Here is a 26,590-nt window from a genome sequence, read left to right as displayed (position 1 = left end):
CGGGGCCGAAGGAACCATCTCCCACGGAGTGCAAGCCTGCGGCCTGCGCAGATCCCGCTACCGCGGACTCGGCAAGACCAGCCTCCAGCACCAGCCCACCGGCGCCGCGATCAACCTCACCCGCATCAACGCCTGGCTCACCGACACACCCCGCGCCCACACTCGGACCAGCCCACCGGCAGCACTTCGCCCCGCCGCATAACGACGGGGCGAAGTATCAGAGCCAGGGATTACCCAACAACATCCCGCGTGGCTCCGGCCCCTCCGCGCGTCCCCGGCCTCCCGCGGAACCGGGTCCGCTCAAATACCTCCCGCAAAACCAGGTGTGCTCAAGCTGTACTCCGGTCACGGCTGTGACGTTACCGTGCGGTAGACAAGGTGTCCGGACGCTCCCGGAGGTGCTCCCGCCCATGATGACCGACCGCGCCACAGGCCTTTCGGAGTCCGTTCGCGCCCTCGCCGCCGGGGAGGTGACCTCGCGCACGCTGGTGGAGCGGGCGCTGACCCGTATCGAGGCCACGCAGCCGACGCTGAACGCGTTCCGGGTCGTACGCGCCGAGGCGGCACTCGCCGAGGCGGAGGCCGCCGACCGGGAACTGGCCGCCGGGGCGCGGCGCCCGCTGCTCGGTGTGCCGGTGGCGGTGAAGGACGACATGGACGTGGCGGGCGAGCCGACGGCGTTCGGCTGCCGGGGCGACTTCCCGCCGGCCGCCGAGGACGGGGAGGCGGTACGGCGGCTGCGCGCGGCCGGGGCGGTGATCATCGGCAAGACGAACACCTGTGAGCTGGGCCAGTGGCCGTTCACCGAGGGCCCGGCGTTCGGGGAGACCCGTAATCCGTGGCACACCGGTCACACCCCGGGCGGCTCCTCGGGCGGTTCGGCGTCCGCCGTCGCGGGCGGTCTGGTCCCGGCCGCGCTCGGCTCGGACGGCGCCGGTTCGGTGCGGATCCCGGCCTCCTGGACCCATCTGATCGGCATCAAGCCGCAGCGCGGGCGCATCTCGACCTGGCCGCGGGGCGAGTCCTTCCAGGGCATCACCGTCAACGGCACCCTGGCCCGTACGGTCGCCGACGCGGCGCTGCTGCTGGACGCGGCGGCCGGCAACCACGACCGGGACCCGCACCGGCCGGCCCCGCTCACGGTGTCGGACGCGGTCGGCCGCGACCCCGGCCGGCTGCGCATAGCCCTGTCCCTGAAGCCGCCGTTCACCGCCGTACCCGCCCGCCTGCGGCCGGAGATCCGGGCCAGGATCGTCGAACTCGCCGAAAAGCTGGCCGGGTTGGGGCACACGGTGGAGGAGGCCGACCCGCCCTACGGGCAGATCGGCCTGACCTTCGTCCCGCGTGCCACCGTCGGCATCTCCGAGTGGGTCCGCGACGCCCCCGACCCCGCGCTGCTCGACCCCCGCACCCGGGACGCGGCCCGGCTCGGCCGGCTGCTGAGCGGCGCCCCGCTGCGCGCGGCCCGGCGCGCCGAGGAGGTCCTGCGCCGCCGGATCGGCGCGTTCTTCTCCTCGTACGACGTGATCCTCGCCCCGACGACCGCCGCGCCGCCGCCCGAGATCGGCGCCCTGCGCAAGCTCGGCGGGTTCGCCACGGACCGGGCGATGATCGCCGCCTGCCCGTACGCGTGGCCGTGGAACGTCCTGGGCTGGCCGGGCGTGAACGTGCCCGCCGGGTTCGTGGCCGACGGCCTCCCCGTCGGCGCCCAGCTGCTCGGTCCCGCCCACAGCGAACCGCTGCTGGTCTGCGTCGCCGCCCAACTGGAGGAGGAGCTGCGCTGGTTCGAGAAGTGGCCGCGGCAGACAGACGGACCGGCGACAGCCGCCGCACGATGTGCCTGACGGTCGACACGGGCCGGTCAGGCCCTACCCTGAAGTCATGGACGATGCGTCGATGGTCGGGCTCATGGGGCGGGTGACGGGGACGATCGGGCCGGGGCTGGTCGGCGAGGTGATCGTCCGGGTGCGCGGCGGCGCGGAGCACTTCCTCGCGTACGCGGCCGACAGCTCGGCCCGGATCACGCCGGGCACCGTGGTCATGGTGGTCGAGCACCTGCCCCCGAGAACCGTCTACGTCACGGCCGCCTACGACAGTTGAGCATGCTCCGCACCAGGTGAGAGCGGTAGGCGTCAAGATGGCAACAAGGGTCGGCCAGTGTCTTCACGCGGGCTCGGCGCAGGCGCACACTCCCTTCGTCGGTGCCGGAAGGGCACCATGCAAAGGGGGCGTATGCCGATGGTTGTCGGCGTCGTTGCGGGGGCGGCCGTCGTTGCCGTTCTCGTGTTGATCGGTCTGTTCAAGTTGATGTGGCGGGTCGCCGAACCCAACGAGGCGCTCATCATCTCCGGTTCCAAGCACCGGACCGAGGGGCTCGAGGAGGGGATGGGATTTCGCATCGTCACCGGGCGCGGCACGCTGGTGCTGCCCGGTGTGCAGGCGGTGCGCAAGCTCTCCCTCGACCTGAACGAGACCGAACTGCAGGTGGACTGCGTGACCCACCAGGGCATTCCGCTGAAGGTGCGGGGCGTGGTCATCTTCAAGGTGGGCGACGACTTCGTCTCGGTCGCCAACGCGGCCCGTCGTTTCCTGGACCAGCAGCGGCTGATGTCGGAGCGGGTCCACAACGTCTTCGCCGGTCATCTCCGTTCCATCGTGGGCGGGTTGACGGTCGAGGACATGATCCGTGACCGCGACAAGCTGACCGGGCAGACCCGGGCGGCCTGCGGTACGGAGATGGAGAAGCTCGGCCTGATCGTCGACTCGCTGCAGATCCACGAGATCGAGGACCCGACCGGGTACATCCAGAACCTCGCCATGCCGCACGCTGCCGCCGTCCAGCGGGACGCGCGCATCGCGCAGGCGGAGGCCAACCGTCTGGCCACCGAGGCGGAGCAGCAGTCGTACGCCCGGATGGCGCAGGCCACCCGGGACAGCGAGATCCTGCAGGCCGGCTACCAGGCCGAGCGGGACAAGGCGGCGGCGAGTGCCCGGCAGGCCGGCCCGCTCGCCGACGCCGCCGCCCGGCAGGAGGTCGTGGTCCAGGAGACACGGGTCGCCGAACTGGAGGCCCACCGCAGGGAGCAGCAGCTCCAGGCGGACGTCCGCAAGCCCGCCGATGCCAAGGCCTACGAGAAGCGGACGCTGGCCGAGGCCGAGCGTGACGCGCGGATCTCGGGGGCCGAGGCCAAGGCGAAGGAGACGGAGCTGGCCGCCGCGGCCGAGGCGAGCCGGGTCAAGCAGGCCGCGGGTGCCGAGGCGGAGGCCACCAAGACCCGGGGTACGGCCTCCGCGGCGGCGACCCGGGCCACCGGTGAGGCCGAGGCAGCCGCCGCGCAGGCCAAGGGTCTGGCAGCCGCCGAGGCGACCAGGGCGAAGGGTCTCGCCGAGGCGGAGGCCATCAAGGCCCGTGCCGCCGCTCTGGCCGAGAACCAGGAGGCGGTCGTCGCCCAGCAACTCGCGGAGAACTGGCCGGAGATCGTCCAGGCCGGCGCGTCGGCCTTCGGCAACGTCGACAACATGGTGCTGCTCAACGGCGCCGACGGCATGGCCGAGTTGTTCGCCAAGGCGCTCACGATGGGCGGTACGGGCCTCGGCCTGGCCCGACAGTTGCTGGCCTCGATGAACCAGAACGGACCGGCGGCGAAGGGCACCACGCCGTCGCTCAACGGGACGACGGCCTCTCCGCCGTCGCAGAAGGTCCCCGTGGACCAGGAGGGTTAGCGGGTCCGGCGACGTCCGGTGCGCCCATGACGGCCGGGGTCCCCTCACAAGGGGCCCCGGCCGTCGGGCGTCGCCTCGGGCCGTCGCGGTTCAACCTGCGAGGCACCGGGCGCCCGTTGCTCCTTCGAGGAGGACCATTAGGGTGCGTCCCGTGAGTACGACTACCGAAGAGAACGTCCCCGGCCGCCACGGCCCCCACGCCACCACCGAGGCCGACCCGCACGAGGTCGGCCGGGTGCACACCGAGTACTCCCCCGCCCACGACGGCGACCCCGACCCGGGTGAGATCGTCTGGACCTGGGTGCCGTTCGAGGAGAACGACGGCCGGGGCAAGGACCGCCCGGTACTGGTCGTCGCCCGGGAGGCGGCAGGCACCCTGCTCGCCGTGCAGCTGTCCAGCAAGCGGCACGACGGTGACCGGGAGTGGGTGGCGATAGGCAGCGGCCCCTGGGACCGGACGGGCCGCGACTCGTGGGTGGACGTGGACCGTGTGCTGCGGCTGCACGAGGACGGCATGCGCCGCGAGGCGTGCGCCCTGGACCGTATGCGGTTCGACCTGGTCCGCCGGCGCCTCCACGAGCGCTACGGCTGGACCTGACGGAAGCGAACCGGCGGGATCCGCTACGGCGGGTTCCGTCCGCTACGGCGTGACCAGGGCTGCGGTGTGACGCGGGGTGACGCGAGCTACGGCGTGGCGCGAGCTGCGGTGTGCCCCGGGTTACCGCGTGACCCGGGCGCCGCCGTCACGGGATCCGGCCGGGAAACTCCCAGGCGAACGCCTCCCGGGTCGTCGCCCCGGGCGAACGGTCCAGCACACCGAACACCACATGTTCGAACGTGCGGGCGAATCGGCCGCCGGGGCCGAGCAGGGCCCGGAACGCGCCCGCGACCTGCGCCGGGTCGTTCTGGAACACGCCGCAGCCCCACGCGCCGAGCACCAGTCGCCGGTAGCCGTGGGCGGCGGCGGTCTCCAGGACGCGCCCGGCGCGCCGGGCGAGGGCGGCCGGGATCTCACCGACGCGCTCCGGGGCCGTGCGTCGGACGACACCCGCGTTGGGGGCCGCCGCCGTCAGGAAACCGACGGGGTACGGCTCCGCCAGCAGCCGGCCCCGGTCGTCACGGAAGACCGGCACGGCCGGGCTGTGGATCACCCGATCGGAGTAGAACGGGTCACGGTGGGCGCGGTGGTGTTCGTAGAAGGCGCGGGCCTCCAGCAGACAGGCGTACAGCGCGGAGGCGCGGCACACGGCCTCTTCCTGGGCCTGGGCGCCGTTCAGATACCCGCCGCCGGGATTGCGGGCGGAGGCGAAGTTCAGGGCGGCCACCGGGGCGCCGGTCCGCGCGTCCGCCAGCCGGCGGGCGGCCTCCAGCGTGCTCTCACCGGTGACCTCGAAGAACGTGTCGGTCGCGGGCACCGACGGCGCAGTCACGGAGGGCACCTCCACCGGCTCGGGCCCGTACATCCGCGTACCGGTCCGGGCGGCCTCGACCGCCGCCCCGACGACGACCTCCCGGCCGCTCGGGGCCCGGTAGAACCCCGCCTCCACGATCCGCTCCGTCTCCGCCGCGACGCGTTGCCTTTCCGTTCGCCTCCGGGGCGCTCCAGCCGGTGTCGTGGGCCCGACCGTGCTCAGCCCCTCGACACCGGCGCGCCCCTTCGGCTCACTCGCCGGCAGCCGCGCGCTCATGGCGCCACCCCCGTGGGCGCCATGACCGAGGCCCGCGCGATCTCCCCCGTCGTGCTCATGCACGCATCCTGGGCGATGCTGGTGCTGCGGTGCAACGGAGTTTCCTGGGCCCGGACCGGGCGGAAACACGCAAGAAAGGAGAGATGACCGATCCCGAACGTCCCGTTGCGCACCCTTGTGCGATTCGATTCGAGGGTCTTGGGTTGGACGAGTTCCTGCCCGGCCCACCGAACACGCGGCCCGTGGCATGGTGGAATCTCAGGAGGATCCCGACATGTCCGACTCATTGAACGATGGTGGTGACTGTACGGAGTCGCACACCGCCGTCACCGAGGCAGAGGTGGACGCCCTGGTCCAGGGCATCTGCTTCAAGACCGGCCCGCCCCGCACCGTCGGGGTGGAGGTGGAATGGCTCGTCCAAGAGCTGCGTCCGCCGCAGCTCCCGGTGACACCCGAACGACTCGAAGCGGCCTACGCCACCCTGCGGACCGTGCCCCTGAAGTCGCCGCTCACGATCGAGCCCGGTGGCCAGCTGGAGCTGAGTTCGCCTCCCGCCGCCTCCCTCATGGAGTGCGTCGACACCGTCTCGGCCGACCTGGACGCCGTCCGCGCGGTCCTCGCCGAGGACGGACTGGGACTTCTCGGCGTCGGTCACGATCCCTGGCACGCACCCCGCCGGTTCCTGCGCGAGGCGCGCTACGACGCCATGGAGACGTGCCTCGACCGCACCGGCAGGGCCGGCCGCCACATGATGTGCGCCTCGGCCTCCGTGCAGGTCTGCCTGGACGCCGGGTACGAGGGCCCCGGCCCCCTCGGGCACGAGCGGCGCTGGTGGCTGGCGCACCAGCTGGGCGCGGTCCTGGTGGCCGCGTTCGCCAACTCCCCGCTGTCGGCCGGCAGACCCACCGGCTGGCGGTCCACCCGCCAGCTGATGTGGATGGAGATAGGCGCCGACCGGGCCGGGGCTCCCCCGCCGGACGGCGATCCGCGCGCCGGCTGGGCCCGGCACGTACTGGACTCCCCGGTGATGTGCGTGCGCCGCGAGAACGGGCCCTGGGACGTGCCCGAGGGCCTGACCTTCCGCGAGTGGACCCGCTCGCGCTCGCCCCGGCCGCCCACCCGCGCCGATCTCGACTACCACCTCACCACCCTGTTCCCGCCGGTGCGGCCCCGCGGCCACCTGGAGCTGCGGATGATCGACGCTCAGCCCGGCGACGACGGCTGGATCGTGCCGCTCGCGGTGACCGCGGCGCTGTTCGACGACCCGGAGGCCGCCGAGGTCGCGCACCAGGCCGTGAAACCGCTGGCCGAGCGGTCCTCGAACCTGCCCGCGCCGCACAACCCGCTGTGGGTCGACGCGGCCCGGCACGGGCTCACCGACCCGGAGATCCGCGAGGCCGCCGTCACCTGCTTCACGGCGGCGCTGCACGCCCTGCCGCGGCTCGGCGCCACCCCCGCGGTCGTCGAGGCCGTGGCGGACCACCTGGACCGCTACGTCGTCCGGGGCCGCTGCCCGGCCGACGAGCTGCTGGACGGCCCGCGCGGCGCGGCACACCGCGCCCCGGCGACGAACCGAGCCCCGGGGACGCACCGTGCTCCGGGAACGAAGGGACTGCGCACATGACCGCCCCGCAGACCGGGACGCCCACGGCCGGCCCGGAGGCGCTGCGCGAGCGCGCGCTCGCCTCCCTGACCACGGCCCGCGCCCGCACCACGCTGCTGACCAGCTGCGTCGAGGACCCCGACCTCACCGCCCAGCACTCTGCGCTGATGTCACCGCTGGTGTGGGACCTCGCCCACATCGGCAACCAGGAGGAGCTGTGGCTGCTGCGGAGGGTCGGCGGGCGTGAGGCGATGCGGCCCGAGATCGACAACCTGTACGACGCCTTCGAGCACCCGCGCTCCGAGCGCCCCTCGCTGCCGCTGCTGGCGCCCGAGGAGGCCCGGCGGTACGCGGCCGAGGTGCGGGGGCGGGCTCTGGACCTGCTGGAGGGCGCGGACTTCCACGGCACCCGGCTGACCGAGGCCGGGTTCGCCTTCGGCATGATCGCGCAGCACGAACAGCAGCACGACGAGACCATGCTGATCACCCATCAGCTGCGCAGCGGACCGCAGGCCCTGACCGCGCCCGACCCGGAGCCGGTGCCCGTCTTCACCGGCCCGGCCGAAGTCCTCGTCCCCGGCGGCCCGTTCACCATGGGCACCTCCGACGAGCCCTGGGCGCTGGACAACGAACGCCCGGCCCACCCGCGCGAGGTGGCACCGTACTGGATCGACACGACCCCGGTGACGAACGCCGCCTACCAGGCGTTCATCGAGGACGGCGGCTACGCCACCGAGCGCTGGTGGTCGCCGCAGGGCTGGGCGCACATCCGCCGGCACTCGATCACGGCGCCGCTGTTCTGGCACCGGGACGGCGGGCAGTGGCTGCGGCGCCGCTTCGGCGTCACCGAGGTGGTGCCGCCCGACGAGCCGGTGCTGCACGTGTGCTGGTACGAGGCGGACGCCTACGCCCGCTGGGCCGGGCGCCGGCTGCCCACCGAGACCGAGTGGGAGAAGGCGGCCCGGCACGATCCGGCCACCGGCCGCTGCCGGCGCTATCCGTGGGGCGACGCCGACCCGGCCCCCGAGCATGCCAACCTGGGCCAGCGGCACCTCAGGCCCGCCCCCGCCGGCAGCTATCCGGAGGGCGAGTCCCCGCTCGGCGTACGGCAGTTGATCGGCGACGTGTGGGAGTGGACGGCGAGCGACTTCCTGCCGTACCCGGGGTTCACGGCGTTCCCGTACAAGGAGTACTCCGAGGTGTTCTTCGGCCCCGAGCACAAGGTGCTGCGCGGCGGTTCGTTCGCCGTGGACCCGGTGGCCTGCCGGGGCACGTTCCGCAACTGGGACTACCCGATCCGCCGGCAGATCTTCTCCGGGTTCCGCACCGCTCGTTCGGAGTCCGTCTGATGTGCCGTCACCTCGCCTGCCTGGGGCCCGAGGAGCCGCTCGGCCGGCTTCTCGTGGAACCCCCGCACAGCCTGTTCCGGCAGTCGTGGGCGCCGCGCCGGCAGCGGTTCGGGACGGTCAACGCCGATGGTTTCGGGGTGGGTTGGTACGCCCCGGGCGATCCGGTGCCGGCCCGCTACCGGCGGGCCGGGCCGATCTGGGCGGACCCGTCCTTCGCGGACCTGGCCCGGGTCGTGCGCTCGGGCGCCGTGCTGGCGGCCGTCCGCGACGCCACCCTGGCGGGCGCGGACGGCGAGGCCGCCGCGGCGCCCTTCGCGGCCGGGCGGTGGCTGTTCAGCCACAACGGCGCGATCCCGGGCTGGCCGGACGCGGCGGCACCCCTGGTGCCCTCGCTGCCCCCGGTCGAGCTGCTCTCCATGGAGGCGCGCACCGACTCGGCGTTCGTCTGGGCGCTGGTCCTGCACCGGCTCGGCGCCGGTGACACACCGGACCGAGCCCTTGCGGAAACGGTTCGCCAGTTGAGCGGGGCCGCGCCCGCCGCCCGCCTCAACCTTCTCCTGACCGACGGCGACACCATCACCGCCACCGCCTGGGGCGACAGCCTGTGGTACCGCGCCGAGCCCGGTCGCGGCGTGGTCGTCGCCTCCGAGCCGTACGACGACGACCCGCTCTGGCAGGAGGTCCCCGACCGCACCGTACTCACCGCGAGCCTCGCCGGCGTGCACCTCGCCCCGGCCGGGGACCCGGCGACCTCCCCCACTCCCGACCCCGTTCGAGCGGCGGCGCCCCCCTCACCGAAGGAGCCCTGTACGTGAGCCCCCTGCACGTGACCCGCACCCTGCCCGAGGACGCGACGGACGCCGCGCTGCGCGCCGACGTCCGCGACGGCCTGACCGCCCAGCCCAAGTGGCTGCCGCCCAAGTGGTTCTACGACGCCCGGGGCAGCGAGCTGTTCGAGCAGATCACCGAACTGCCCGAGTACTACCCGACCCGGGCGGAGCGGGAGATCCTGATCGCCCGCTCCGGTGAGATCGCCGCCGCGAGCGGCGCCCGGACCCTGGTCGAACTCGGCTCCGGATCCTCGGAGAAGACCCGCCATCTCATCGACGCGCTGACCTCGCTGGAGGCCTACGTCCCGGTCGACGTCAGCGAGAGCGCCCTGGTCCAGGCCGGGCAGGCGCTCATCGGGGAGCGGCCCGGACTCGACGTGCACGCGCTGATCGCCGACTTCACCGCGCCGCTCGCGCTGCCCGTCACGCCCGGACCCCGGCTGGTGGCCTTCCTCGGCGGCACGATCGGCAACCTGCTGCCCGCCGAACGCGCCGAGTTCCTCACCTCCGTACGCTCCCTGCTCACCCCGGGCGACGGCCTGCTGCTCGGCACGGACCTGGTGAAGGACGAACGGGTCCTGGTGCGCGCGTACGACGACGCGGCCGGGGTGACGGCCGCGTTCGACAAGAACGTCCTGGCCGTCGTGAACCGGGAGCTGGGCGCCGACTTCGACCTCGCCGCCTTCGACCACGTGGCGCTGTGGGACGAGCGGCGGGAGTGGATCGAGATGCGGCTGCGCTCCCGTACGGCGCAGACGGTCAAGGTGCCGGCCCTCGACCTCGCCGTGGACTTCGCGGCGGGCGAGGACCTGCGCACCGAGGTGTCGGCGAAGTTCCGCAGGGAGGGCGTGAGTACGGAACTCGCCAAGGCCGACCTGGAGTTGACCCGGTGGTGGACGGATTCCGAGGGCCGCTTCGCGCTGTCGCTGAGCGTGGCGCGGTGAGGCGGTGCTCCTGCGACGCGGTGCGGCGGTGAGGTGGCGTGGCGGTGCGGCGGCACGGCGGTGAGGTGGCGGGGCGGGGCGGCGGTGCTCCGGTGCGGTCAGCCCAGTGACGTGGCGAGTGCGTCGGTGATCCGGCGGGAGGCCTGGCGGGCCGCGGTCGCCGGGTCGGCGCCGCTCAGCACCTTGGTCATGTACCCCTTGATCGGGTTGTCGGCCTCGACCGCCGCCCACTGAGGGGAGTTGGGGGTCGCCCGGCCGTGCGCGGCGCCCGCCGCCATGGCGGCGACCCCCTCCTCCCCGGCCACCGCGCCCGCGAGGGTGGTCTTGTTGGGCACGTAGTTCATGGTGCGGGCGAGTTCGGTGTCCCACTTGGCACCGACCAGCGCCCCGACGACGTCGGTCGCGGCGAACTGGTCGTCGGTGTTCCGCGGGACGACGAGATCGGATCCGCCGGTGAACACCCTGCCGGGCCGGGCAGCACTCTTGCCGGGCACCGGAAAGAAGCCGATCCTGCCCTTCAGCTCCGGGTTCTGCTGGACGATGGAGGCGGCGAGCCCCGGCACGGCGATGATCTGCGCCACCGTGCCGCCGGCGAACACCCCTGCCTGGGGCGGGTGTTCCTCGTCGGCGTCCACGGGTCCGTCGCCGAGCGCCTGGAGCCTGCGGTAGAAGTCCATGCCCCGCAGCGCGGCGGGGGTGTCCAGCGCGCCGCGCCACTCGAAGTCCTTCTCGGTGGCGAGGTCGCCGCCCTCGTCCCAGATGAAGCCGGACAGGGTGTACCAGTCCTGCCCGGCGAGGTAGATGCCCTGGTCGTCGCCCACATCGAGCTTCTCGGTGTCGGCGAGCCACTCCTCGCGGGTCTTCGGCGGGTGCGTGATGCCGGCCGCCTCGAAGAGGTCCTTGCGGTAGATGACCACCCGGTTGGCCGCGTACCAGGGCACGCCGTACTGCGAGTTGCCGGCCTTGCCCGGCTCGGCGAGGCCGGGCAGCCAGTGCTCCTGGCCCCAATCGCGCACCGACTCCAGGGTGAGGTCGGCGAGCCGGCCGCCGTCGACGTAGAGCGGGACCTGGGTGTTGCCGACCTCGATGACGTCCGGGGCGTCCTTCGCACCGGGTTCGAGCGCCTTGCCGACCTTGTCGACGATCCCGGTCCACTCCTGGATGCGGATGTCGAGGCGCTGGTCCTTGTGGGTGCGCTCGAAGTCCTCGGTGAAGCGCCACAGGAAGTCCGCAGAGGCGCTGTCCTTCATCAACCACACGGTGACGGTGTGCCGTTCGTGCGTGCCGGGCAGCACCCCGCAGGCGCTGACGAGGGAACCGGTGACACAGAGGAGGGCGAGCAGACGACGTCTCACGAGCGGTCCTGTTCTGTCTGGCATGGGCGGTGCGGACAGGGTGGGAGGCCCGACGTGGGGGGACGAGCACGGGGGCTCGTACGGGTGTGCTGGATTTTGGTATGGACCAATGCTTTGGTCAAGCGGTCAGGCGGTACCGGCGATCACGCTGTACCGCGGTCACGCAGGGGCACGGAAGCGACGCCTCGCGCGACGGGCGAGGATACGGCACGGTGGATTACGGCGTGACACCCCGGTCACGGCGTCCGTGAGGCGCGGGCACAGCGTGGCGCCCTCACGGCGGAGAGGAGCACCCTCATGACGAACAACACCTACCGGGTCACCGAGATCGTCGGCACCTCCCACGAGGGCATCGACCAGGCCATCCGCAACGGCATCGCCCGCGCCGACCAGACCCTGCGCAACCTGGACTGGTTCGAGGTCTCCCAGGTCCGCGGCCAGATCGAGAACGGGCGGATCGAGCACTACCAGGTGTGCATGAAGGTGGGCTTCCGCCTGGACGAGTCGGACTGAGCGAGCGGACCGGAAAACGGACCACCCCGGCACGCCCCTCCGCCCCGCCCCTCCGTCCCACCCCTCAGGTCCAGCCCTCACTCCCTACCCTCACTCCCTGCCCTCAGGTCCGGCCCTCGCGCTCCTGGGCGTCCTCCAGCGCGGCGGAGCGGTCGGCCCAGCGGGCCCGCAGGACGGTGAATCCGGCCCGCTCGGCGTCGTCGCAGACGAGTTCGTCGTCGTCGACGAGGACACGCACCTCCCGGTCGCGGGCGAGCCGGCGCAGGATCTCCAGCTTGGTGAACCGGGCGGGCCTGCGGTCGGCGTTGCCCCGCATATGGACGCGCCCCTCGGGCAGCCCGTGCCCGGCGAGCCAGTCGAGCGTCGCGCGCCGGCAGCGCTCGGGCCGCCCGGTGAGGTACACGATCTCGCACTCCCGGGCCCGTTCCAGCGCGAGCGCCACCCCTTCGGCGAGCGGCGGATCCGCGGGCGCGGCGGCGAAGAACCCGTCCCAGTCGCGCGGTCTGCGCTCCAGGAAGTGCTGGCGGTGCGCGGTGCCGGCGAGGGTGTTGTCGAGATCGAACACGGCGACCGGGCGCCCACTGCTGTCTGTCACGGGCTCAACCCTAACCGCGGGCGCCCCCGGGAATCCTTGGGCCCTCGCGGTGTTGGCCCCTGTGTGAGCGCAGTGATCGGCCGGACCAGGTTCTCCGTCCTCGACCGTTCCCGCACGACCCGAGATGCGAACCGGGCCGGGGCCGGGGACCCTGGGAGAGGAAGCCTCAACCGACGAGGAGGGCTGCCATGTCCATGATGGACAAGCTCAAGCAGATGCTCAAGGGCCACGAGTCACAGGCCGACAAGGGCATCGACAAAGCGGGCGACATGGTGGACGAGAGGACCCAGGGCAAGTACAGCGGCCAGGTCGACACCGGTCAGGACGCCCTCAAGCGGCAGCTGAGGGACACCGACAACCCTCCGCAGTAGGACGACCCTCCGCAGCAGAAGTCCTGGGAGCGGGGGCTAGGGGGTGTCGTTTGGATCAGGCCGGCCGGGACCGACAGTGCGGACCGGCCGACCCGAGCGGGGTCTGGTGCGTGCAGATGCAAGGCGGAGGAGTGAGTCGATGCGGAGCATCGGCGAGTGACGACAACGCCGCAGATGTGCGTGCCAGACCCCGCGACGCCGGGATGATCAAACGACACCCCCTAGGATCGCAGGGTTTGTCCACGCCCCGGCAGGCCCGTACGGAGTTCTCCCCGATGCACAGCCCCCATGATCCGTACGTCCGCGTCCGCGGTGCCCGCGAGCACAACCTCAAGGGCGTCGACGTGGACATCCCGCGGGACGTGCTGGCCGTGTTCACCGGCGTGTCCGGCTCGGGCAAGTCGTCGCTGGCGTTCGGCACCGTCTATGCCGAGGCGCAGCGCCGCTACTTCGAGTCGGTCGCGCCGTACGCGCGCAGGCTGATCCACCAGGTAGGGGCGCCCCGCGTGGAGGAGATCACGGGCCTGCCGCCCGCGGTCTCGCTGCAGCAGCGCCGCTCGGCCCCCGGCTCGCGCTCCTCGGTGGGCACGGTCACCAATCTCTCCAACTCGTTGCGCATGCTGTTCTCGCGGGCCGGTGACTATCCGCCGGGCGCGCAGCGGCTCGGTTCCGACGCGTTCTCACCCAACACGGCGGCGGGCGCCTGCCCGACGTGCCACGGCCTCGGCCAGGTGCACCGCACCACCGAGGAACTGCTGGTCCCCGACCCGGCGCTGTCGATCCGCGAGGGCGCGATCGCCGCGTGGCCGGGCGCCTGGCAGGGCAAGAACCTGCGCGACATCCTGGACACGCTCGGCCACGACGTGGACCGGCCCTGGCGCGAGCTGCCCCCCGAGCAGCGGGAGTGGATCCTGTTCACGGACGAGCAGCCGGTGGTCACCGTCCACCCGGTGCGGGACGCCGACCGGATCCAACGGCCGTACCAGGGCACGTACATGAGCGCCCGCAGGTACGTGCTGAAGACGTTCTCGGACACCAGGTCCGCGACCCTGCGGGCCAAGGCGGAGCGGTTCCTCGCCAGTGCGCCCTGCCCCGCGTGCGGGGGCAGCCGGCTGCGGCCACAGGCGCTGGCGGTGACGTTCGGGGGCCGCACCATCGCCGAACTGGCGGCGCTGCCGCTGACCGGACTGGCCGGTGTGCTGCACGGGACCACGGAGGCGGCCCGTGTGCTGACCGGGGATCTGCGGTCCCGGATCGCGCCCGTCGTCGAACTGGGCCTCGGATATCTCAGCCTGGACCGGACCACTCCCACCCTCTCGGCGGGCGAACTCCAACGGCTGCGGCTCGCCACCCAGTTGCGTTCGGGTCTGTTCGGCGTGGTGTACGTGCTGGACGAGCCGTCCGCCGGACTCCACCCGGCGGACACCGAGGCCCTGCTCACCGTGCTGGACCGGCTGAAGAAGGCCGGGAACTCGGTGTTCGTGGTGGAACACCACCTGGAGGTGGTGCGCGGCGCCGACTGGCTCGTGGACATCGGGCCCGGTGCCGGTGAGTACGGCGGGCGGGTGCTGTACAGCGGACCGCCGGCCGAGCTGGCGTCGGTGCGGGACTCGGCGACGGCGGCCTACCTCTTCGACGAGTCCCCCGGCCCGGCGCGCCCCGTGCGCGAGCCGCGCGGCTGGCTGGAGGTCGGCCCGGTCACCCGGCACAACCTGCGGGCGGTGACGGCCGGGTTCCCGCTCGGCGCGTTCACCGCCGTCACCGGCGTGTCCGGGTCCGGAAAGTCCACCCTGATCGGCGAGTTGAGCGAGGACCTGGCCGGTGTCGGCCGGCTGGTCCGGGTGGACCAGCGGCCGATCGGGCGCACACCGCGCTCCAACCTGGCCACCTACACGGGCCTGTTCGACGTCGTGCGCAAGGTGTTCGCCGGCACCGAGGAGGCGCGCGAACGGGGTTACGGCGTCGGGCGGTTCTCCTTCAACGTGAGCGGAGGGCGCTGCGAGACCTGCCAGGGCGAGGGGTTCGTGAGTGTGGAACTGCTGTTCCTGCCGAGCACGTACGCGCCCTGCCCGGACTGCGCCGGCGCCCGCTACAACCCGGCGACCCTTCAGGTGACGTACCGGGGGCGGAACATCGCCGAGGTGCTGGACCTGACCGTGGAGGCCGCCGCGGAGTTCTTCGCGGACGTCCCGGCCGCCGCCCGCAGCCTCGGCACGCTCCTCGGGTCGGTCTCGGCTATCTGCGCCTGGGCCAGCCCGCGACCGAGCTGTCGGGCGGCGAGGCCCAGCGGATCAAGCTGGCGAGCGAGCTGCAGCGCGGCCGTCGCGGGCACACCCTGTATCTGCTCGACGAGCCGACGACCGGTCTGCATCCGGCCGACGTCGAGGTGCTGATGGACCGGCTGCACGGGCTGGTCGACACCGGGAACACGGTCGTCGTGGTCGAGCACGACATGACGGTGGTCGCCGGCGCGGACTGGGTGATCGACCTGGGTCCGGGCGGCGGCGACGAGGGCGGGCGGATCGTGGCGGCCGGTCCGCCGCAGCGGGTGGCGGCGGCGGAAGGCAGCGCGACGGCGCCCTTCCTCGCCCGGGTCATGCCCTGACGCTCCCGGTTCATGGCACGGCCTCCCCCGGTCCTGCCCTGACGCTCCCGGTTCATGGCACGGCCTCCCCCGGTCCTGCCACGGCCTTCCCCGGTCATGCCCTGACACCCGCGCGCCCCGCCACGGCCCTCCCGGTCATGCCGGTCATGCCGCCGTGACCGGGGCGGTCGACGACGGGGTCACCAGGGCGGCGTGGGTCCAGTTGGGCTCCGGGTCGACCGGCTGGGCGGCTCGGGCGAGGGAGCGGCGGTCCGGGTGGGTGCCGGGGTCTATCGGCGGACGTACGTCCACCTCGGCCACCAGGCCCCGGGTGCGGGCCACCCGCCACAGGGAGGCGAGCAGGGTGTCCTCGCCGACGAACGCGGCCGCGGTGCTCGCGACCGCTCCGCCCTCCTGGCGGTAGCGCAGCCGCACCGGCTGCACGGGCGCGCCCGCGTCCAGCGCGGCCTGGAACACGGCCCGGTGGAAGCGGCCGTGGGCCCGGCCGCACCAGGTGCTGCCCTCCGGGAAGGCGACCACGGCCGCGCCCTCCCGCAGGGCCCCGGCGATCCGGGCGACCGTGCCGGGCAGGGCGCGCAGCCGGTCACGCTCGATGAACAGCGCCCCGCCGCCCGCGACCAGCGCGCCCGCAACCGGCCACTGCCGGATCTCGGTCTTGGCGAGCATCCGCGCGGGGCGTACGGCGGCCAGCAGCGGGATGTCCAGCCACGAGACGTGGTTGGCGACCAGGAGCATGCCGCCGGCCGGTGCGGCGGTGCCGGTGACGCGGACCTGGACCCCTATGGCCCGCACGATCGTCCGGCACCACCGCCTGACCCACTCGGCGGGGATCCGCCCGCCGAGGGGGGCCAGCACGATCCCGGCCAGCATGAGGATCGTGACCGTCGTGAGCCGCAGCACGGCACGGGGTACGGCCGCCGCGGGCACGGCCGGCTCCACACAGGCGCCCGGGGTGCAGGGCGCGGCGGGCAGCCAGACGCTCATCAGGCCGGTACGAGGGAGAGGAAGTGCTTCAGATAGCGCGGGTTGACCCGGCGCATCGACAGCAGCACGTACAGGTCGGCGACCCCGAAGTCCGGGTCGTGCGCGGGCTCGCCGCACACCCAGGCGCCGAGGCGGAGGTAGCCGCGCAGCAGGGCCGGCAGCTCCTGGCGGGTGGCCGGGAGAGAAGGTGCGTGCCCGGCCGGGACGTCGGCGTCCGGGATCCAGGGGAGCAGGGGGCGTACCCGGAACTCCTCGGGCGCCAGGTGCTTGGCGCGCACCCGCTCCCAGGTGCCGGTGGCCAGCGCGCCGCCGTCGGCGAGCGGCACGGAGCAGCAGCCGGCCAGCCATTCGTGGCCCCGGTCGACCATGTAGCGGGCTATGCCGGCCCAGATCAGTCCGATGACGGTGCCGTCTCGGTGGTCGGGGTGGACACAGGAGCGGCCGACCTCGACAAGGCCCGGCCGGATCCCGTCGAGCGCGGTGAGGTCGAACTCGCCCTCCGAGTAGAGTCGTCCGGCGACCGCGGCACGCTCGGGGGGCAGCAGCCGGTAGGTGCCGACGACCTGCCCGGTGACGGTGTCGTTCACCAGGAGGTGGTCGCAGTACGCGTCGAAGGGGTCGATGTCGAGTCCGGGCTGCGGGGTGGCCAGCAGGGCGCCCATCTCGCCGGCGAAGACCTCGTGCCGCAGCCGCTGGGCGGCGCGGACGTCGGCCTCGTCGCGGGCGAGGGTGACGGTGTAGCGGGTGGGCGCCTCTGGCTGCGGAGGACGGTCGAGCGTGGTGACGCCGGTCATGGGACTCTCCATGGTCACGGGCCGCGGTCGGCGGGGGGCGGCAGACCGTCGGTCCGGGCTGCCTGTCCTGTTCTTCCGACGCCGGTTGGCCTCCGCGTGACCGAGGACCGGAGCGTGGGTGTGGGCTTGTTGAACGGCGCGTGGGCGATCACCGGGGGAGAACCAGACGGGGCCGGAAGGAGCACCTCTCCCGACCCCGCCGGTCCGCCCTCATGTCGGCGAACGTTCACGTTTGCGCTCCGCAACGAGCGCCGGCGCTACCTCTTTCCCGCCTTCCGGGTGGCCCGCAGCCATTCCCTGTTCATGCTCGTGATGGACACCAGCGGGATTCCCTTGGGGCAGGCGGTGGCGCACTCACCGGCGAGCGTGCACCCGCCGAAGCCCTCCTCGTCCATCTGCGCCACCATGTCCAGCACCCGGGTCTCCCGCTCGGGCGCGCCCTGGGGCAGCACGTTCAGGTGGTTGATCTTCGCGGAGGTGAACAGCATCGCCGCGCCGTTCGGGCAGGCGGCCACGCACGCCCCGCAGCCGATGCACTCGGCGTGCTCGAAGGCGAAGTCGGCGTCCGGCTTGGGTACGGGCGTCGCGTGGGCCTCCGGCGCGGCGCCGGTCGGGGCGGTGATGTAACCACCCGCCTGGATGATCCGGTCGAACGCGGACCGGTCGACGACGAGGTCCTTGATCACCGGGAAGGCGGCGGCCCGCCACGGTTCGATGTCGATCGTGTCGCCGTCCTCGAAGGACCGCATGTGCAGCTGGCAGGTCGTGGTGCGCTCCGGGCCGTGCGCGTCGCCGTTGATCACGAGCGAGCACGCGCCGCAGATGCCCTCACGGCAGTCGTGGTCGAAGGCGACCGGGTCCTCACCCTTGAGGATCAGTTCCTCGTTGAGGGTGTCGAGCATCTCCAGGAAGGACATGTCACGGGAGATGCCGTCCACCTCGTACGTGGACATGGCGCCTTCGGTGGCGGCGTTCTTCTGCCGCCAGACGCGCAGGGTGAGCCTCATGCGTAGCTCCGCTGGGTGGGGTGGACGTACTCGAAGACCAGGTCTTCCTTGTGCAGGACGGGGGCGGCGCCGGTGCCGGTGAACTCCCAGGCGGCCGCGTAGGAGAACTCCTCGTCCCTGCGGGCGGCCTCGCCGTCCGGGGTCTGCGACTCCTCGCGGAAGTGGCCGCCGCAGGACTCGGCGCGGTGCAGGGCGTCGAGGCACATCAGCTCGGCGAGTTCGAGGTAGTCGACGACGCGGTGGGCCTTCTCCAGCGACTGGTTGAACTCCTCGCCGGTGCCGGGCACCTTGATGCGCCGCCAGAACTCCTCGCGGATCCGCGGGATGCGCTCAAGTGCCTTGCGCAGTCCGGCGTCCGTGCGGGCCATGCCGCAGAACTCCCACATCAGTTCGCCGAGTTCGCGGTGGAAGGAGTCGGGGGTGCGGTCGCCGTCGACGGCGAGGAGCAGGTGGAGTCGGTCCTCGGTCTCGGCCAGCACCTCCTGGACGGCCGGGTGCTGGTCGGTCACCGTCTCCTGGTGCGGGTTGCGGGCCAGGTAGTCGTTGATGGTGGCCGGCAGGACGAAGTAGCCGTCGGCGAGGCCCTGCATCAGCGCGGAGGCGCCGAGCCGGTTGGCGCCGTGGTCGGAGAAGTTGGCCTCGCCGACCGCGAACAGGCCGGGGACGGTGGTCTGGAGGTCGTAGTCGACCCACAGTCCGCCCATGGTGTAGTGCACGGCGGGGTAGATCCGCATCGGCACCTCGTACGGATCCTCGTCGGTGATCCGCTGGTACATGTCGAAGAGGTTGCCGTACTTGGCCTCGACGGCCGCCCGCCCCATGCGCGTGATCGCGTCGGCGAAGTCCAGGTAGACGCCCTGGCCGCCGGGTCCCACTCCCCTGCCCTCGTCGCAGACGTTCTTCGCGGCGCGGGAGGCGATGTCGCGCGGGACCAGGTTGCCGAAGGAGGGGTAGATGCGCTCCAGGTAGTAGTCGCGCTCGTCCTCGGGGATCTGGTTGGCCGGGCGGGTGTCGCCCTTGGCCTTGGGCACCCAGATGCGGCCGTCGTTGCGCAGCGACTCGCTCATCAGCGTCAGCTTGGACTGGTGGTCGCCGGTGCGCGGGATGCAGGTGGGGTGGATCTGGGTGAAGCAGGGGTTGGCGAAGTGGGCGCCGCGCCGGTGCGCCCGCCAGACGGCGGTCGCGTTGGAGTTCATGGCGTTGGTCGACAGGTAGAAGACGTTGCCGTAGCCGCCGCTCGCGAGGACGACGGCGTCCGCGAAGTACGTGTCGATCTTCCCGGTGACGAGATCACGCGCCACGATGCCGCGCGCCCGCCCGTCCACGACGATCAGGTCGAGCATCTCGGTGCGCGGATGCATCTCCACGTTCCCGGCCGCGATCTGCCTGCTCAGCGCCTGGTAGGCGCCCAGCAGCAGCTGCTGTCCCGTCTGGCCGCGCGCGTAGAACGTGCGGGAGACCTGGACGCCGCCGAAGGAGCGGGTGTCCAGCAGGCCGCCGTACTCGCGGGCGAAGGGCACGCCCTGCGCCACGCACTGGTCGATGATCTCCACGGAGATCTGCGCGAGCCGGTGCACGTTGGACTCGCGGGCGCGGAAGTCGCCGCCCTTGACGGTGTCGTAGAACAGCCGGTGGATCGAGTCGCCGTCGTTGCGGTAGTTCTTCGCCGCGTTGATGCCGCCCTGCGCGGCGATCGAGTGGGCGCGGCGCGGGGAGTCCTGGTAGCAGAACTGGACGACGTGGTAGCCCTGTTCGGCCAGGGTGGCGCCCGCGGAGCCGCCCGCGAGGCCGGTGCCGACGACGATCACGGTGTGCTTGCGGCGGTTGGCCGGGTTGACCAGCTTGGCCTCGAAGCGGCGCGTGTCCCAGCGCTCGTGGATCGGGCCTTCGGGGGCCTTGGTGTCGAGGGCCGGTTCCCCGGTCGTGTAGTCGGTGTACTGCGACGAAGCGGTCATGGTCAGCTCACCACTTTGGTCATGACGCCCACGGGTACGGCGATGAAACCGGCCGTGAGCACCAGCGCGAGGACGTTGGCGACGGTCTTCAGGGCGCGGTCGCGGGCGCGGCTGCCGACGCCGAGGGTCTGGGCGGCGCTCCAGAAGCCGTGCCGCACGTGCAGGCCGAGCGCGAGCATCGCGACGATGTAGATGACGTTGCCGTACCAGGTGGAGAAGGTGTCCACCACGTTCTGGTACGGGTGGCCCTCCTGGAAGCCGCCGCTGTGCACGGTGCCGGTGGTCAGGTCCAGGATGTGCCAGACGATGAACAGCGCGAGGATGATGCCGCCCCAGCGCATGGTGCGGGTGGCGTAGCTCGCCCCGGGCTTCTTGTGCACGTACTTGCTGGGGCGCGCCTTGATGTCGCGGCGGCTGAGCTGGTACGCGGAGGTGGCGTGGGCGACCACGGCGACGACGAGGACGATCCGGACCAGCCAGAGCGTCCACTCCTCGTGCATGAAGGGCTCGCCGACGGTGCGCAGCCAGTGGGCGTAGTGGTTGAACTCGCCCGCCCCGAAGTAGATCTTCAGGTTCCCGATCATGTGCACGACCAGGTACAGCAGCATGATCACACCGCTGACGGCCATCACCGTCTTCTTGCCGACGGAGCTGTCCCACATCGTGCGCGCCATGGACGGCCGTCGGCCCGTCCGCGTTGCCAGAGCCATGGGCAGGACGGTAGGTCCGGGGGCGCCGATCGGTCCAAGACATGGTTCGGCTGGTTTCGATAGCCAGGCACTATGGTGACATCATGCAGTTCCAGCAGCTTCAGTACTTCGTCGCCGTCGCGGAGACCCGGCACTTCACCCGGGCCGCCGAGCTGGTGCATGTCGCACAGCCGTCGCTGTCCCAGCAGATCAAGGCGCTGGAGCGGGAGCTGGGCGCGGATCTGTTCCTGCGCGCCCGGGGCAACATCTCCCTCACCGACGCGGGCGAGGCGCTGCTGCCACTGGCCCGGCGGATCCTCGCGGACGCGGACACGGCCCGGCACGAGGTGCAGGAGCTGGTGCAGCTGCGGCGGGGCCGGGTGCGGCTGGGCGCGACACCGAGTCTGTGCACCGGCCTGCTGCCCGACGTGCTGCGTGCCTTCCACGACCGCTATCCGGGCATCCAGCTGCTGATCGAGGAGGGCGGCTCGCACGACCTGGTGCGGGAGCTGGCCCGGGGCGCCCTCGACCTCGCGCTGGTCGTGCTGCCGCTGCCGACGCCGGCGCCCGCGCTGACCACGGTGGAGCTGCTGCGCGAGGACCTCGTCGTGGTGTCCTCACCGGGGGCGCCGGCACCCGGGCGGGGCGGACAGGTGGTCGACATCACCGATCTCGAGGGCGAGCGGCTGGTGATGTTCCGGCACGGATACGACCTGCGCGAGCTGACGGTGGCCGCGTGCCGCTCCGCCGGGTTCGAGCCGGAGTTCGCCGTGGAGGGGGGTGAGATGGACGCGGTGCTGGGGTTCGTGCGGGCGGGGCTCGGGGTGGCCGTGGTGCCGCGGATGGTGGCGATCCGGACGGGCCTGGGCCTGCGGGTCACGCCGTTGGCCCGGCCCGGGCTGCACCGGACCATCGCCCTGGCTCACCGAAGTGATGTGGCTCCGCCCCGGGCGGCGAGGGAGTTGCAGCGGATGCTGCTGGAGCGGTGAGGGCGCCCCCGCTGGGGCACAGGCCAACTGTGGCCGGTGAACGGTACGTTGATGGCGGCCACGGGAACGGGTGCGACACAGGGAGTACGGGGAGCCGTCGATGGACGAGATCGGGGAGCGGCTGGCGCGGCTGTGCGCGCAGGCCGGGGAGGAGGGGTTTCGGGAGTGGGCCGAACGGTACGGGGCGGGCGAGGCGTTGGCCCGGCTGGGCCAGGCGGCCCGGTCCGGTCTGCGCACGCCCGCCGTCACCGCCGATCTGGACGCCCTGGACGACGCGTTCGCCCGCCACGGCATCGACGGCCTCACCGTCGGAGCCCGCGCCTTCGAGCCGCTGCGTGGAGGGCGCGCGCACCCGGTCGTCACCGCGTGGGGCTGCCCGGCCGAGGAGTCCTGTTCCCGCCTCGAACCGCAGCAGCGGGAACAGCCGGAACAGCGGAGCGACAGCTCCCGGACCCCGCCGCCGCCCCGGTGCTGGCTCACCGAAGCCCCCCTCGTCTCACGGAAGTTCCAGCTGTGATCACCGTACTCTCGGAGCTGGGCAAGCAGGTGGCGGGCCGCTGGGTGGCCCTGCTGGTGCTGCCGGGTGCCTGCTACGTGATCACGGTGACCGTCGCGGTCCTGCTCGGCCAGCGGCACGCGCTCGACCCCGGGGTGCTGACGGCCTGGCTGGACACGGTCGCCGTCGCCCCGGCCAGCGGCCGGTTCGGGACGGTCCTCATCGCCGCCGCCGCCTTCACCGCCGCTTCGGCGGCCACCGGTCTCGCCGCGTCGGCGGCGGCCCAGCTGGTCGAGCGGGTGTGGTGGGCGTCGGGCGAGGAGCCGGTGCTGCGGGCGCTCGCCGCCTCACGCCGCGGGCGCTGGGAGCGCGCCGAGGCGGACGTGAGCGCCGCACTGGAAGCCTTCACCGCGTCCGGCGGCACCCCGCAGACGGCACGGGCGCTGCGGGCGGCGATCGTGAGGCGCGACGCGATCTGCCCCGAGCCCGCGTCCCGGCCGACCTGGATCGGGGACCGCCTGTACTGCGTGGACGAGCGGGTGCACACCACCTACCACCTGGATCTGACGGCCGCCTGGCCCCGGCTGTGGCTGCTGGTCCCGGACGCGGCGCGCGCCGAACTCGCCGACGCACGGGCCGGTATCAGTGCGAGCGCACGCCTGACGGGCTGGGGCCTGATGTACCTGCCGCTCGCCGCACTGTGGTGGCCCGCCGCCGTCCTCGGCCTCGGAGTGCTGATCACCGCCCGCCACCGTGCGCGGCTCAGCGTCGGTGTGCAGGCCGACCTGGTGGAGGCCACGGTCGACCTCTACGGCCGTGATCTGGTCGTGCAGTTGGGCATCGACTGCACGGGACGGCTCGGCCGGGAGGCCGGCGAAGCGGCGACGACACTGCTGCGCAAGGACCGCACCGACCAGTCGCGCTTCACCGGCTGAGAGCTGAGACAGGCGCGCGCACTGCTGCGCCGCACCGTCGCGCACTGTCTCGTCCCGTACCGTCCCGCACTGTCCTATTCAAACCCGTACAGGGTTTCCCCCCTCAGCCCGCCGCGTCCACCAGCGCCAGTTCGTGCAGCCTGTCCGGTGGGCCGGGGCGGGCGTAGTACCAGCCCTGGGCGGTGTCGCAGCCCAGTATGCGCAGTTGTTCGGCCTGGGCGCCGGTCTCCACGCCCTCGACGGTGACGGCGAGGTCGAGGCTGTGGGCCAGGGAGACGATACCCTCGACGATCTTGAGGTCGACGGGGTCGGCCGGGAACTGCTGCATGCCCTGGGTGAAGGAGCGGTCCAGTTTGAGGACGTTGACCGGCAGGCGGCGCAGGTTGGCGAGGTTGGAGTAGCCGGTGCCGAAGTCGTCCAGGGCGATGTGGATGCCCATCTCGGCGAGCCTGCGCAGGGGTTTGAGGAGATCGTCGTCGGCGCCGATGAGCGCGGACTCGGTGACCTCCAGGCACAGGGCGTCCGGGGTGACACCGGCCCGTTCGAGGATCTCGACGGTGTCCTGGACCAGGCCGGGGTGGGTGAGCTGGCAGGGCGAGAGGTTGACGTTGATGCGCAGCGGGCCCGCCGGCTCTCCGTCGCGCTCGCGCCAGGCTCGGGCCTGGCGGATGGACTCCTCCAGGACCCAGCGGCCGAGGGGCACGATCAGGCCCGTGTGCTCGGCCAGCGGGATGAAGCGGTCCGGGCCGAGGACGCCGTGCTGCGGGTGCAGCCAGCGCACCAGTGCCTCGGCGCCGCGGACGCTGCCGTCGCCGAGGTGCACCAGGGGCTGGTACTCGATGAAGAACTCGCCGCGTTCCAGGGCCGTCGGCAGGGCGGTGGTCAGGCCGTGGCGGGTGATCGCGCGGGCGTCGGCCTCCGGGTCCGCCAGCTCCGAGCGGTTGCCGCCCGCCGACTTGGCCCGGTACATGGTGATGTCCGCGCTGCGCAGGACCTCCGCCGCGGTGCGCTCGCCCGCCGGGCCCTCGACGATGCCGAGGCTGCCGCGCACGAGCAGGTCGCGGCCGTCGATGCTGATCGGGGCGACGAGCGCGCTCATGATGCGCTCGGCGAGTTCGTCGACCTCGCGCTCGGTGCCGGGGCCGGTGGTCAGGGCCACGAACTCGTCACCGCCGAGCCGGGCGACCATCTCGCCGGGCGCGGTCGCGCAGGACTGGAGCCGGTCGGCGACCTCCACCAGCAGCCGGTCGCCGGCCGCGTGGCCGAGGCTGTCGTTGATGGTCTTGAAGCCGTCCAGGTCGAGGTAGCACAGGCCGAAACGCTGGCCCTCGCGCGCGGCCAGCGCCTTCTCCAGGCGCTCGAAGAACAGCGTGCGGTTGGGCAGTCCGGTGAGCGCGTCGTGCGTGGCCTCGTAGCGCAGCCTGAGGTGGAGCAGCCGGCGCTCGGTGGTGTCCTCCATGAGGGCGAGCTGGTACTGCGGGTTGCCGTCCGCGTCGCGCAGCAGGGAGACCGTCAGATTGGTCCACAGGACCGTGCCGTCGGGGCGGTTGAAGGCCTTCTCGACGTGGTAGTGCTCGCGCTCGCCGCGCACGAGTTCCTCGTAGAGCTTCCAGGTCTGGGGCGCGTCCTCGGGGTGCGTCCAGTCCGGGATCCGGCGGCCGCGCAGCGACTGTCCGGAGACGCCGAACATGCGCAGCAGTGCCTCGTTGACCTGGAGCACGTTGCCGTCGAGGTCGGCGATGCCGATCCCTATGGCCGCGCCCTCGAAGACCGCGCGGAAACGGGCCTCGCTGGCGTGCAGCGCCTGGGCCACCACGCCCTGGGCCGCCAGCGCGGCCTGGGCGATGGCCTGCTGCTCGGCGAGGGTGCGTTCGCGCAGCGCCTGGGCGAACCCGGCGGACATCGCGTGCTGCAACCGGGAGGAGCGCATGCGCAGTTCGTCCTGGGGGCCGTCCTGGCCGCAGTACAGGACGAGGTAGGCGTCGACGCAGTCCAGGGTGCGGGAGAGCGCCTCGGGGTCCGTGCAGTGCGCCTCGACCAGGGCGGCGCCGACCGCCTTCGCCTCGTCGGCGGCGTAGTTGCGGGCCCACAGCAGTTCACTCAACCGGCGTGCGAGGGGCAGCAGCAGGTCCTCGAACTCGGCCCGGGTCAACGACGTCGAGGTGACCGGGAAGAGTGCCCGGCTCCAGATGGTCGTGAGCCTGCGGAGTCTGTCCTCCGGCCCGTCCGGCTCCGCGCTCACGCCGTACGCCCCACACCGGCGAATCCGGAGAACGCCCACGGATCCTCGTCCTCCAGCGCCGACTCCGGGCGCCAGCACGGCATCTGCACGAGTCCGGGTTCCACCATGTCGTACCCCTCGAAGAACCGCGCGATCTCGTCGCGCGAGCGCATGATCAGCGGGTTGCGGATGTTCCTGTACACGTCCACCGCGCCCTCGGCCCGCTCCGCGGACAAGGGGATCCCCTCGTACGAGGCGTGGGTCAGGATCAGCATGCTGCCGGGCGCGAGCGCGTCGCGCAGCCCGGCCACCGCTTCGTACGGGTCGTCCGCGTCTTCCACGAAGTGCAGTATGGCAACGAGGAGCAGCGCCACTGGGCGATTCAGGTCGATCAGCTGCCCCAGAGGGGGACTTTCGAGGATCTCGTGGGGCTTGCGGAGGTCCGCGGCGACCACGGCCGTGCGCTCGTCGCCCGCCAGGACGGCCTCGCTGTGCGCGACGGCCACCGGATCGTGGTCGACGTAGACGACCCGGGCCTGCGGTACGGCGGCCCGGGCGACCTCGTGCACGTTGCCGAAGGTGGGGATGCCGGAGCCGATGTCGAGGAACTGGGTGATGCCCTCGTGCGCCGCGAAGCGCACCGCCCGCCGCATGAACGCCCGGTTGGCCTGCATGGTCTTGGGCAGGCCCGGCATGAACTCCATCGCCTTGCGAGCCGCTTCCCGGTCGACCTCGAAATTGTGCGAACCGCCCAGGTAGTAGTCGTAGATACGTGAGACGCTCGGCACCGAGATGTCGATGTTCCGTGGGGCCCAGGCGGGACGCTCCATGTATCTCTCCAAGGCGTAGGCGGCAGGGACAGGCGCTCCGGTGTTCGAGCTGAGGCTACTGATCGCCCGCCAAAGGAGCGACCCGAAACGGAAATTGACCATCCGTTCCCGGTC

General features: G+C 72.5%; 24 protein-coding genes and 1 pseudogene. 15 read left to right on the top strand and 10 right to left on the bottom strand.

Annotated features, from left to right (window positions below; genetic code table 11):
• The 5 genes from ACGFYV_RS15155 to ACGFYV_RS15135 all read left to right on the top strand — a co-directional run.
• The coding region (locus tag ACGFYV_RS15155) for a transposase (RefSeq protein WP_393878825.1) at positions 1-202 on the top strand (202 nt) is incomplete at its 5' end.
• A gap of 208 nt (positions 203-410) precedes the next feature.
• Positions 411-1,844 (top strand): amidase, encoded by a 1,434-nt coding sequence (locus ACGFYV_RS15150; RefSeq protein ID WP_393878824.1) that lies wholly within the window; start codon positions 411-413, stop codon positions 1,842-1,844.
• A gap of 37 nt (positions 1,845-1,881) precedes the next feature.
• Positions 1,882-2,100, top strand: coding sequence for a hypothetical protein (locus ACGFYV_RS15145; RefSeq protein ID WP_393878823.1), 219 nt, complete (start codon positions 1,882-1,884; stop codon positions 2,098-2,100).
• 132 nt (positions 2,101-2,232) lie between these two features.
• The gene (locus ACGFYV_RS15140; RefSeq protein ID WP_393878822.1) at positions 2,233-3,723 is read left to right on the top strand and encodes a flotillin family protein; all 1,491 of its coding nucleotides are present in this window, start codon (positions 2,233-2,235) and stop codon (positions 3,721-3,723) included.
• Positions 3,724-3,874: 151 nt separating this feature from the next.
• Complete coding sequence (locus ACGFYV_RS15135; RefSeq protein WP_393878821.1) at positions 3,875-4,321, top strand: type II toxin-antitoxin system PemK/MazF family toxin; 447 nt, start codon at positions 3,875-3,877, stop codon at positions 4,319-4,321.
• A gap of 145 nt (positions 4,322-4,466) precedes the next feature.
• On the opposite strand, the gene ACGFYV_RS15130 is transcribed toward ACGFYV_RS15135, so the two are convergent.
• Positions 4,467-5,411: a TIGR02452 family protein gene (locus ACGFYV_RS15130; RefSeq protein WP_393878820.1), complete on the bottom strand. Its 945-nt coding sequence runs from the start codon at positions 5,409-5,411 to the stop codon at positions 4,467-4,469.
• Between the two features lie 274 nt (positions 5,412-5,685).
• Here ACGFYV_RS15130 and egtA point away from each other — a divergent pair, with 274 nt between their 5' ends.
• Genes egtA through egtD form a run of 4 tightly spaced genes read left to right on the top strand, consistent with a single transcriptional unit; the run spans position 5,686 to position 10,137 of the window.
• Positions 5,686-7,035: an ergothioneine biosynthesis glutamate--cysteine ligase EgtA gene (gene egtA / locus ACGFYV_RS15125; RefSeq protein WP_393878819.1), complete on the top strand. Its 1,350-nt coding sequence runs from the start codon at positions 5,686-5,688 to the stop codon at positions 7,033-7,035.
• The gene (gene egtB, locus ACGFYV_RS15120) at positions 7,032-8,363 is read left to right on the top strand and encodes an ergothioneine biosynthesis protein EgtB (RefSeq protein WP_393878818.1); all 1,332 of its coding nucleotides are present in this window, start codon (positions 7,032-7,034) and stop codon (positions 8,361-8,363) included. Before egtA ends, egtB begins: the two co-directional genes overlap by 4 nt.
• Positions 8,363-9,178 carry an ergothioneine biosynthesis protein EgtC gene (gene egtC / locus ACGFYV_RS15115; RefSeq protein WP_393878817.1) on the top strand — a complete coding sequence of 272 codons (816 nt, stop codon included), beginning with the start codon at positions 8,363-8,365 and terminating at the stop codon, positions 9,176-9,178. Before egtB ends, egtC begins: the two co-directional genes overlap by 1 nt.
• Positions 9,175-10,137, top strand: a complete 963-nt coding sequence (gene egtD, locus ACGFYV_RS15110) for an L-histidine N(alpha)-methyltransferase (RefSeq protein ID WP_393878816.1) — start codon at positions 9,175-9,177, stop codon at positions 10,135-10,137. The genes egtC and egtD overlap by 4 nt, the downstream gene beginning before the upstream one ends.
• Before the next feature lie 98 nt (positions 10,138-10,235).
• On the opposite strand, the gene ACGFYV_RS15105 is transcribed toward egtD, so the two are convergent.
• The gene (locus ACGFYV_RS15105) at positions 10,236-11,492 is read right to left on the bottom strand and encodes an extracellular solute-binding protein (protein ID WP_393878815.1); all 1,257 of its coding nucleotides are present in this window, start codon (positions 11,490-11,492) and stop codon (positions 10,236-10,238) included.
• A 297-nt stretch (positions 11,493-11,789) separates the two neighbouring features.
• Here ACGFYV_RS15105 and ACGFYV_RS15100 point away from each other — a divergent pair, with 297 nt between their 5' ends.
• A complete protein-coding gene (locus tag ACGFYV_RS15100) occupies positions 11,790-12,005 on the top strand; it encodes a dodecin (RefSeq protein ID WP_393878814.1) in 216 nt (71 codons plus the stop codon).
• 103 nt (positions 12,006-12,108) lie between these two features.
• On the opposite strand, the gene ACGFYV_RS15095 is transcribed toward ACGFYV_RS15100, so the two are convergent.
• Positions 12,109-12,600: a hypothetical protein gene (locus tag ACGFYV_RS15095; RefSeq protein ID WP_393878813.1), complete on the bottom strand. Its 492-nt coding sequence runs from the start codon at positions 12,598-12,600 to the stop codon at positions 12,109-12,111.
• 188 nt (positions 12,601-12,788) lie between these two features.
• On the opposite strand from ACGFYV_RS15095, the gene ACGFYV_RS15090 reads away from it, so the two are divergent.
• Complete coding sequence (locus tag ACGFYV_RS15090; RefSeq protein WP_393878812.1) at positions 12,789-12,971, top strand: antitoxin; 183 nt, start codon at positions 12,789-12,791, stop codon at positions 12,969-12,971.
• Positions 12,972-13,246: 275 nt separating this feature from the next.
• Positions 13,247-15,576, top strand: a pseudogene (locus tag ACGFYV_RS15085) (ATP-binding cassette domain-containing protein).
• Positions 15,577-15,720: 144 nt separating this feature from the next.
• On the opposite strand, the gene ACGFYV_RS15080 reads toward ACGFYV_RS15085, so the two are convergent.
• The 5 genes from ACGFYV_RS15080 to ACGFYV_RS15060 all read right to left on the bottom strand — a co-directional run bounded on the left by ACGFYV_RS15080 (position 15,721) and on the right by ACGFYV_RS15060 (position 20,990).
• Positions 15,721-16,560: a lysophospholipid acyltransferase family protein gene (locus ACGFYV_RS15080; RefSeq protein WP_393878811.1), complete on the bottom strand. Its 840-nt coding sequence runs from the start codon at positions 16,558-16,560 to the stop codon at positions 15,721-15,723.
• On the bottom strand, positions 16,560-17,354 hold the full coding sequence (locus ACGFYV_RS15075) for a GNAT family N-acetyltransferase (protein WP_393878810.1): 795 nt from the start codon (positions 17,352-17,354) through the stop codon (positions 16,560-16,562). Before ACGFYV_RS15075 ends, ACGFYV_RS15080 begins: the two co-directional genes overlap by 1 nt.
• A gap of 257 nt (positions 17,355-17,611) precedes the next feature.
• On the bottom strand, positions 17,612-18,361 hold the full coding sequence (locus tag ACGFYV_RS15070; protein ID WP_393878809.1) for a succinate dehydrogenase/fumarate reductase iron-sulfur subunit: 750 nt from the start codon (positions 18,359-18,361) through the stop codon (positions 17,612-17,614).
• On the bottom strand, positions 18,358-20,316 hold the full coding sequence (locus ACGFYV_RS15065; RefSeq protein WP_393878808.1) for a fumarate reductase/succinate dehydrogenase flavoprotein subunit: 1,959 nt from the start codon (positions 20,314-20,316) through the stop codon (positions 18,358-18,360). Before ACGFYV_RS15065 ends, ACGFYV_RS15070 begins: the two co-directional genes overlap by 4 nt.
• A gap of 2 nt (positions 20,317-20,318) precedes the next feature.
• Positions 20,319-20,990, bottom strand: coding sequence for a succinate dehydrogenase (locus tag ACGFYV_RS15060; RefSeq protein WP_393878837.1), 672 nt, complete (start codon positions 20,988-20,990; stop codon positions 20,319-20,321).
• A gap of 119 nt (positions 20,991-21,109) precedes the next feature.
• On the opposite strand from ACGFYV_RS15060, the gene ACGFYV_RS15055 reads away from it, so the two are divergent.
• The 3 genes from ACGFYV_RS15055 (at position 21,110) to ACGFYV_RS15045 (ending at position 23,425) form a co-directional block, all read left to right on the top strand.
• Complete coding sequence (locus ACGFYV_RS15055; RefSeq protein ID WP_393878807.1) at positions 21,110-21,994, top strand: LysR family transcriptional regulator; 885 nt, start codon at positions 21,110-21,112, stop codon at positions 21,992-21,994.
• 100 nt (positions 21,995-22,094) lie between these two features.
• Positions 22,095-22,511 (top strand): hypothetical protein, encoded by a 417-nt coding sequence (locus tag ACGFYV_RS15050; RefSeq protein ID WP_393878806.1) that lies wholly within the window; start codon positions 22,095-22,097, stop codon positions 22,509-22,511.
• Entirely contained in the window at positions 22,508-23,425 is a 918-nt protein-coding gene (locus ACGFYV_RS15045) for a hypothetical protein (RefSeq protein WP_393878805.1), read from the top strand. The genes ACGFYV_RS15050 and ACGFYV_RS15045 overlap by 4 nt, the downstream gene beginning before the upstream one ends.
• 103 nt (positions 23,426-23,528) lie before the next feature.
• Here the strand turns inward: ACGFYV_RS15045 and ACGFYV_RS15040 are convergent, their stop codons facing one another.
• Together ACGFYV_RS15040 and ACGFYV_RS15035 are read right to left on the bottom strand one after the other, a co-directional pair.
• Positions 23,529-25,667 (bottom strand): putative bifunctional diguanylate cyclase/phosphodiesterase, encoded by a 2,139-nt coding sequence (locus tag ACGFYV_RS15040; protein ID WP_393878804.1) that lies wholly within the window; start codon positions 25,665-25,667, stop codon positions 23,529-23,531.
• Positions 25,664-26,476, bottom strand: coding sequence for an SAM-dependent methyltransferase (locus ACGFYV_RS15035; RefSeq protein ID WP_393878803.1), 813 nt, complete (start codon positions 26,474-26,476; stop codon positions 25,664-25,666). The genes ACGFYV_RS15040 and ACGFYV_RS15035 overlap by 4 nt, the downstream gene beginning before the upstream one ends.
• Positions 26,477-26,590: the final 114 nt, after the last annotated feature.

This window comes from Streptomyces sp. NPDC048297 (assembly GCF_043201585.1).
Taxonomy (GTDB): domain Bacteria; phylum Actinomycetota; class Actinomycetes; order Streptomycetales; family Streptomycetaceae; genus Streptomyces.
Note: the sequence above shows the minus strand (reverse complement) of the source record. Positions and strands in the feature narration are given on the sequence as shown.

Bases quoted from the DNA above. Each gene is read 5' to 3' on its own strand.
- ACGFYV_RS15150 (WP_393878824.1), top strand. From the start codon at position 411: ATGATGACCGACCGCGCCACAGGCCTTTCGGAGTCCGTTCGCGCCCTC.
- ACGFYV_RS15145 (WP_393878823.1), top strand. From the start codon at position 1,882: ATGGACGATGCGTCGATGGTCGGGCTCATGGGGCGGGTGACGGGGACG.
- ACGFYV_RS15140 (WP_393878822.1), top strand. From the start codon at position 2,233: ATGCCGATGGTTGTCGGCGTCGTTGCGGGGGCGGCCGTCGTTGCCGTT.
- ACGFYV_RS15130 (WP_393878820.1), bottom strand. From the start codon at position 5,411: ATGAGCGCGCGGCTGCCGGCGAGTGAGCCGAAGGGGCGCGCCGGTGTC.
- egtA (WP_393878819.1), top strand. From the start codon at position 5,686: ATGTCCGACTCATTGAACGATGGTGGTGACTGTACGGAGTCGCACACC.
- egtB (WP_393878818.1), top strand. From the start codon at position 7,032: ATGACCGCCCCGCAGACCGGGACGCCCACGGCCGGCCCGGAGGCGCTG.
- egtC (WP_393878817.1), top strand. From the start codon at position 8,363: ATGTGCCGTCACCTCGCCTGCCTGGGGCCCGAGGAGCCGCTCGGCCGG.
- ACGFYV_RS15100 (WP_393878814.1), top strand. From the start codon at position 11,790: ATGACGAACAACACCTACCGGGTCACCGAGATCGTCGGCACCTCCCAC.
- ACGFYV_RS15090 (WP_393878812.1), top strand. From the start codon at position 12,789: ATGTCCATGATGGACAAGCTCAAGCAGATGCTCAAGGGCCACGAGTCA.
- ACGFYV_RS15080 (WP_393878811.1), bottom strand. From the start codon at position 16,560: ATGAGCGTCTGGCTGCCCGCCGCGCCCTGCACCCCGGGCGCCTGTGTG.
- ACGFYV_RS15075 (WP_393878810.1), bottom strand. From the start codon at position 17,354: ATGACCGGCGTCACCACGCTCGACCGTCCTCCGCAGCCAGAGGCGCCC.
- ACGFYV_RS15070 (WP_393878809.1), bottom strand. From the start codon at position 18,361: ATGAGGCTCACCCTGCGCGTCTGGCGGCAGAAGAACGCCGCCACCGAA.
- ACGFYV_RS15065 (WP_393878808.1), bottom strand. From the start codon at position 20,316: ATGACCGCTTCGTCGCAGTACACCGACTACACGACCGGGGAACCGGCC.
- ACGFYV_RS15060 (WP_393878837.1), bottom strand. From the start codon at position 20,990: ATGGCGCGCACGATGTGGGACAGCTCCGTCGGCAAGAAGACGGTGATG.
- ACGFYV_RS15055 (WP_393878807.1), top strand. From the start codon at position 21,110: ATGCAGTTCCAGCAGCTTCAGTACTTCGTCGCCGTCGCGGAGACCCGG.
- ACGFYV_RS15050 (WP_393878806.1), top strand. From the start codon at position 22,095: ATGGACGAGATCGGGGAGCGGCTGGCGCGGCTGTGCGCGCAGGCCGGG.
- ACGFYV_RS15035 (WP_393878803.1), bottom strand. From the start codon at position 26,476: ATGGAGCGTCCCGCCTGGGCCCCACGGAACATCGACATCTCGGTGCCG.